The following is a 6,693-nucleotide window of genomic DNA, read 5'->3' as shown; positions in this document are numbered from 1 at the left end:
GCGCGCGCCCGGTAGGCGGCCTGCGCGACCGGGGACATGTTGTCGTACGGGGTGAGCGTGGTCATGCCCGCAGGGTAGTGCGCGGTCCCCGGACGTCCGGGGCGTATCCCGTGATGCGAGACGTCCGGGCGGGACACCTGTGCGAGACGTCCGGGCGGGAGAGCGGCTGGGGGACGGGTCCCCTGCGGCGGGGGCGCCTCGGGGCGGGAGCGGGCCGGACGCGCCCGCTCCCGTCTCCGGGTCAGTACGGGTGCACGCCCACGGGTGCGGCGGGCGGCGGCCCGTACCCTTCGGCGACGCGCTGGTGGTAGGTCTCCCGGTCGATGACCTCCAGGCCGACGATCTCCCACGGCGGCAGCTGGGCGGTGGAGCGGTGTTCGCCCCAGAGCCGCAGGGCGACGGCCGCCGCGTCGTGCAGGTCCCGGGCCTCTTCCCAGTACCGGATCTCCGCGTGGTCGTTCGCGTACCGGCTGGTCAGCAGGAAGGGGTGGTCGTGGGCCAGTTGTTCCAGGCCGCGTCTGATCTCCCCGAGCGCTGTCTCGGCCCCGGACACGCAGAGCGTGATGTGCCAGAGCCGGGACTGCGTGGTCTCCCCCTTCGCGGCTACCGGGTCGTGGCCGGTGGTGCGGTCCTCGGCCCGGTCGGACGTGCGGTCGGCGGGCGGACTCCGGTCGAAGCCGGTTCCCACTCCCACGCTGGTCAGTGCGCGGGTGCCCGTTCCTCGGGGCGGCGCCCCCGGGCGCGCTCGTCTCACCGGCGGCCTCCTGTGGATGTGTTGCTGTGCTGTTCCCCTGCATGCCCCCGCTACAAAGTTGACCAGTCCGAGGCCCGGCGTGGGGCGGTTTTGGTGAAGGTCTCCGTCAGGAGTCCGGAGTTTCAGCCGATTCGGGGCGTCGAGGGGGGCATGAGAACGACGAGGTCGTCCCTGTGTACGACCTCGCGTTCGTAGGCGGGTCCGAGTTCACGGGCCAGATCGTGCGTGGAGCGCCCCAGCAGTTGGGGGATCTCCCTCGCGTCGAAGTTCACGAGACCGCGGGCGACCGCCCGGCCTGCGGGGTCGCGCAGCTCGACGGGGTCGCCGGCCGTGAAGTCGCCGTGCACGGCACTGATTCCCGCGGGCAGCAGGGAGGTGCGGCGCTCCACGACGGCTCGTACGGCCCCTTCGTCCAGGATCAGCGCGCCCTGCGGGGCCGAGGCGTGGGCCAGCCAGAGGAGGCGGTCGGCGGAGCGGCGGCCGGTGGGGTGGAACCAGGTCCCGGTGTCCCGTCCGGCGAGGGCGTCGGCGGCGTGCCAGGCGGAGGTGAGGACGACGGGGATGCCGGCGGCGGTGGCGATCCGGGCCGCCTCCACCTTGGTGACCATGCCTCCGGTGCCGACCCCGGCCTTGCCCGCGCTGCCGATCGTGACGCCCGCCAGGTCCTCGGGGCCGGTGATCTCGGCGATCCGCGAGGTGCCCGGGGTGCTGGGGTCGCCGTCGTAGACCCCGTCCACGTCGGAGAGGAGGACGAGGAGGTCGGCGTGGACGAGGTGGGCGACGAGGGCGGCCAGGCGGTCGTTGTCGCCGAAGCGGATCTCGTCGGTGGCGACGGTGTCGTTCTCGTTGACGACGGGCAGGGCGCCCATCTCCAGCAGCTGGTCGAGGGTGCGGTAGGCGTTGCGGTAGTGGGCGCGGCGGCTGGTGTCGTCGGTCGTCAGCAGCACCTGGCCGACGCGTACGCCGTAGCGGGCGAAGGACGCCGTGTACCGGGCCACCAGGAGCCCCTGGCCGACGCTGGCCGCCGCCTGCTGCCGGGCGAGGTCCTTCGGTCTGCGGTGCAGGCCGAGTGGGGCGAGGCCGGCGGCGATGGCACCGCTGGAGACGAGGACGACCTCCCGCTCACCGCCGCCGCGGACCTTGGCGAGGACGTCCACGAGGGCGTCGACCCGGTCGGCGTCCAGTCCGCCCGCCGCGGTGGTGAGCGAGGAGGAGCCCACCTTGACGACGATCCTGCGGGCCTCGGTCACCTGCTGTCTTGCCACACTCTCCGCTACCGATGTCACAGGGGCGAATGTATGCCAGTCGGGGCGCCGGACGCATCGCCGTTCCGTTCCATGGACGCGGGGTGGTAGAGGCGGCCCGGCGGGAGTTCCCGCGCACGGGGACGCCCCGGCGGCGGGGCCGGGGCGTCGTGTCGCGGTGGGTGCGGGGTGTCGCCCCGGTGTGCGTGCCGTACGGGTCAGCCGGTGCGGCTGCCGCTGTCCGCGTAGGCCCGGTCCCGGCCCGAGGGCCCGGTCGCGGACTCCGTCTCCCCGGGGGGCGCGGGCTGGGCCGCCGGAGGGGCGGTCGGGGCGGTGCGCTTGCGGCCGATGTCCTTGAGCCGCATCGCGGGCTTCTCGACCAGGTGCCAGGAGAGGGCCGCGACCAGCAGCGAGCCGGCGAGCGACACGGCGAGGTAGGGCCAGAACCCCCAGCGGGCGAAGTCGAGCGCGGCCAGCCCCTGCTGGACGACGAACCCGTAGATGTAGACGCCGTACGAGAGGTCGTTCCGGGCCCCGATGCGGCGGAACGGCCCGGGGAGCCGGATCGCCAGCCAGAGCAGCAGGTAGGCGAAGGCGGGGATGCCCACGACGAAGAAGTATCCGAAGAAGATGCCGCCGAGGAACAGCAGCAGCGCGAGGGCGGCGAGCGGGTCGCTGACGGGGATGTGCTCGCGGTACGACTCGATCACCGCACCGACGGCGAACGCGAAGGCGAGATAGATCAGGATGTCCGGGTCGAACTTGCCCATGACCGGGAAGATCTCGAAGCTCAGAGCGTAGGAGGAGTCCGAGAAACCGGCCCAGAAGCGTTCCTGCACAGCGGGGGCGATGGCGTACCAGCCGAGTGCGGCGGCCACCAGGAGCACGACCGGGCGGGCCCGGGTGAGGACGCGGGTCACGGCGAGCAGCGCGACACCGAAGTAGCAGAACACTTCGTAGCGGAGCGACCAGAGGGCGGCGTCGATGCTGGGGCTGTGCCCCAGACCGTCACTCCGGGAGTGCGCGACGACGCCGGAGACGTCGTTCTGGAGCGGGGCCACCGCCCAGTTCGAGCCGAGGTAGTCGAAAGGACCTCGGGGATGGTCCCAGAAGCCGCCGAGGCCGCCCTGCTGCGCCCAGTAGAGGAAGGGGGCGACGACGAAGGCCGTCACGGTCAGGCAGACCCAGAGACCGGGCAGCAGGCGCAGAGCGCGGTGCCAGAGGAAGCGGCCCAGCGGCAGCCGCTTGCCACTGCGGGTGACGAGGATGCCGGACAGGACGAAGAAGCCGTAGACGGAGAGCTTCCCCAGGTCGGTCTGGCCGTGGCTGAACCCGTGGCCGAACTCCTTCTCGCCGAAGCCCAGCACGCTGGCGTGGCTGATGACGACCGCCGATGCCAGGATCAGGCGGATGAACCCGAGGCTGTTGTCACGGCCCTGGAAGCAGTCCGCCACGGAACCGTGTGACCATCGAAGCCGGACGGCTTCACTGCGGGTACGACTGATGACGTGCACCTCTCTCGCTGAACCGCGTCGCGAGCCGGGTCCCCGTCCGACTCCTGAGAATCCCCCCGAGGCAGCCTCAAGGCCGCCTGGACATAAGCCATTTGGGATCTCATAGGGCTCACATCACCGGAAACCTCCGTAGCACCGTACACGGCCTCGTACCCGGTCCGAACTGTTCGATGCGCCGCAACCGCTATGGTGCTTCCGGGCGGCGGCCCTCGCCCTCAATCGGTCACCGATCCCGACACCGCCTTCGCGTTCAGGGTTCCCACAAGAGATGGGACACAGTTGTGTCAGTCAAAGTCAGCGTCATCATTCCTGTGTACAACCCGGGGAAGTACATCGATCCCGCCATCGACTCGTTGCTGCGCCAGACCCTGCCCGCGAGCGAATTCGAAGTGCTGTTCGTCAATGACGGTTCGACCGACGACACGCGTGAGCGTCTCGAAAAGCTTGCGACCGTGCACCCGCACTTCCGTGTGATCACCATCCCCAATTCCGGATGGCCGGGCAAGCCTCGCAATATCGGCGTGGCGGAGGCCAAGGGCGAATACGTCCAGTTCCTCGACCAGGACGACTATTTGGCGTCCGAGGCCCTGCTGCGCCTCTACGACATGGGGCACCGTAACGGCTCCGACATCGTCATCGGCAAGGTGGCCAGCAACTTCCGCGGCGTGCCGCACGGGGTTTTCAAGGTCAACCGGGAGAAGTGCACCCTGCGTGACGCACCGCTCTACGACTCCCTGACCCCGCACAAGATGTTCCGGACGGAATTCCTCCGCGAGAACGGCATCGCCTATCCCGAGGGCAAGCGGCGCCTGGAGGACCAGCTTTACATGATGCAGGCGTACTTCCCGGCGAAGGTCGTCTCCATTCTCGGGAACTACACCTGCTACTACTACTCGCGGCGCGACGACGGCCAGAACGCCGGCTCCGCGAAGCTCATCCCTTCGGGCTATTACGGGAATCTCCGCGAGGTCCTCGACGTCGTCGTGGAGAACACCGAGCCGGGCGAATTCCGCGACCTTCTGCTGCGCCGCTTCTACCGTGTGGAGATGTTGTCGCGCCTCAGTGAACCCGCTGTGCAGAAGTACGCGCCGGAGTACCGCGACGAGATGATCGACGCCGTCCAGCCCCTGGCACGTGACTTCATGCACGACGGCGTGCACGACGGGCTCGGCCCGGTCCAGCGGCTCCGCTCCACCCTGCTGCGCAACGACGACCGCCAGGGGCTGGTCCGCATCGCCCAGTTCGCCGGCTCCATCAAGGCGGCCGCCCGCCTGGAGAAGTTCGAGTGGCAGCCGGACGGCCGCATCCGGGTCGACATCACCGGTCGGCTCGTGCACGGCGACGACCAGAAGCCCGTGACGCTGGTGCGCCGCGACGGCCGTCTGCACCTGCACCCCGACCTCACGGCGGACCTGCTCCCGGCCGGCGAGCTGCTGGACGTCGAGGACGACCTCGACGGCTACATGGCGGAGATCTCGCTGCGCAACCGTGAGACCGCCGTCGAGTGGCCCTGCCCCGCGAAGTTCACCTCGGAGGTCAAGGAGATCTCCTCCGGCGTCTTCGAGGTCGTCCTGACCGGGCACGGTCACGTGACCTCGGAGCGCGTCAAGAACCGCGGGCGCGTCTCGCGCGGGTTCTGGGACATCTGGGTGCCGCTGCGCGGCCTCGGCGTGGTCCGCAAGGCCCGGCTCGGCGCCGACCGCGACCCCGCGGTCGACGCGGCCTGCCTGCCGGCCTCGCTGGGTTCGCCCGCCCGTGCCGTCATCCCGTACTTCACGGACCCTCACGGCAACCTCACGCTGGACGTGGCCCGGCGCGCCAAGAAGCTGGCCGAGTACCTGGAGGGCCGCCCGGTCCTGCGTACCCCCGGCAGCAAGACCGAACTGCGCCTCGACATCGTCACCACGACCTCCACGGCACCCTCCAAGGCCGATCTGGTGCTGACCTCCACCGGCGGCACCGACCGGGTCCTCCCGACGACGCTGCGCCCCGTCCAGGGCCGCGCCCACGTGGCGCTGCCCGCCAAGGCGGCCGACGTGCCGCCGGGCGACTGGAAGCTCTCGATCCGGCTGGACGGCGCCAAGAACGCCGCCCTGCCGCTCGCCGACGTGCGGGTCGAACGGGGCGGGAAGATCGTCCTGGTGTCGGACCTGCCCGAGGTGAGTTCCACCATGCTGAGCGCGATGGCTTCGGCCCGCCGCAAGGCGACCGTCCGCAGCGCGCTGCGGACGGTGGGCGGCCCGATCGTCCGCCGGCTGCCCGCCAAGGCCCGCAAGAAGGCCCGCGGGTTCGCCGACAAGGTCTCCGGCTGACACCCGGCGTCCTGCACGGGACCGCGGTCCCGTACGGGGCAGCCGTCGCACAGTCTGGCCCGAGAACGTGAAGTACACGAGAAGCGACAAGAACAGGAACGTGAATCAGATGCGGCAGCTCGACATCGCCGGAGCCTGGGTGCAGGAGCCCAAGGTCTTCCCCGACAGCCGGGGAAGCTTCCACGAGTGGTTCCAGGCGGCCGACTTCACCGCGGCGGCCGGGCACGGGCTCCAGCTCGCCCAGGCCAACTGCTCGGTGTCGAGCCGGGGCACCCTGCGCGGCATCCACTTCGCCGACGTCCCGCCGAGCCAGGCGAAGTACGTCAAGTGCGTGCGCGGTGCCGTGCTGGACGTGATCGTGGACATCCGGGTCGGCTCCCCCACGTACAAGCAGTGGGAGGCCGTCCGGCTCGACGACGTGGACCACCACGCGGTCTACCTCTCCGAGGGCCTCGGCCACGCCTTCATGGCGCTGACCGACGACGCCACGGTCGTGTACCTCTGCTCCGAGGGGTACGCCCCGGGCCGCGAGCACGGGATCAACCCGCTCGACCCGGAGCTGGGCATCGAGTGGCCCGAGGGCATCACCCCGCTGCTCTCGGACAAGGACGCCGCCGCCCCGACGCTGGCCGAGGCCGAGGCGCAGGGGCTGCTGCCCTCGTACGAGGACTGCCAGGCCTACTACGAGCAGCTGCGCGCCCGGGGCTGACCCGGCGGCAGCGCCCGTACGACAGAACGGTTCGGTCAGCCACAACGTCAAGGCCATCTACCAGCGCTACATGGGCTGGTTCGACGGCAATCCGTCCCCGTCGACAAGTTGCCGCTGGACTCCGCCGGCGTCTACCAGCTGGCCGTCTCCCTGACGGGCC

At 70.6% G+C, this 6,693-nt stretch carries 5 protein-coding genes and 1 pseudogene; 3 read left to right on the top strand and 3 right to left on the bottom strand.

The window, feature by feature from the left end; genetic code table 11:
• Nucleotides 1-241 precede the first annotated feature (241 nt).
• The 3 genes from ACWD3D_RS31605 to ACWD3D_RS31595 all read right to left on the bottom strand — a co-directional run bounded on the left by ACWD3D_RS31605 (nucleotide 242) and on the right by ACWD3D_RS31595 (nucleotide 3,452).
• Nucleotides 242-754 carry a hypothetical protein gene (locus tag ACWD3D_RS31605; RefSeq protein WP_451464170.1) on the bottom strand — a complete coding sequence of 171 codons (513 nt, stop codon included), beginning with the start codon at nucleotides 752-754 and terminating at the stop codon, nucleotides 242-244.
• A gap of 122 nt (nucleotides 755-876) precedes the next feature.
• Nucleotides 877-2,004, bottom strand: a complete 1,128-nt coding sequence (gene proB, locus ACWD3D_RS31600) for a glutamate 5-kinase (RefSeq protein ID WP_451464172.1) — start codon at nucleotides 2,002-2,004, stop codon at nucleotides 877-879.
• Between the two features lie 212 nt (nucleotides 2,005-2,216).
• A complete protein-coding gene (locus tag ACWD3D_RS31595) occupies nucleotides 2,217-3,452 on the bottom strand; it encodes an acyltransferase family protein (RefSeq protein ID WP_451464169.1) in 1,236 nt (411 codons plus the stop codon).
• Between the two features lie 341 nt (nucleotides 3,453-3,793).
• Here ACWD3D_RS31595 and ACWD3D_RS31590 point away from each other — a divergent pair, with 341 nt between their 5' ends.
• The 3 genes and pseudogenes from ACWD3D_RS31590 to ACWD3D_RS31580 all read left to right on the top strand — a co-directional run.
• Complete coding sequence (locus tag ACWD3D_RS31590) at nucleotides 3,794-5,824, top strand: glycosyltransferase family 2 protein (RefSeq protein ID WP_451464168.1); 2,031 nt, start codon at nucleotides 3,794-3,796, stop codon at nucleotides 5,822-5,824.
• 109 nt (nucleotides 5,825-5,933) lie between these two features.
• A complete protein-coding gene (gene rfbC, locus ACWD3D_RS31585; protein ID WP_451464171.1) occupies nucleotides 5,934-6,533 on the top strand; it encodes a dTDP-4-dehydrorhamnose 3,5-epimerase in 600 nt (199 codons plus the stop codon).
• Between the two features lie 28 nt (nucleotides 6,534-6,561).
• A pseudogene (locus tag ACWD3D_RS31580) lies at nucleotides 6,562-6,630 on the top strand (alkyl sulfatase dimerization domain-containing protein); the annotation flags it as partial.
• Nucleotides 6,631-6,693: the final 63 nt, after the last annotated feature.

Source organism: Streptomyces sp. NPDC002690 (genome assembly GCF_053592415.1).
Note: the sequence above shows the minus strand (reverse complement) of the source record. Positions and strands in the feature narration are given on the sequence as shown.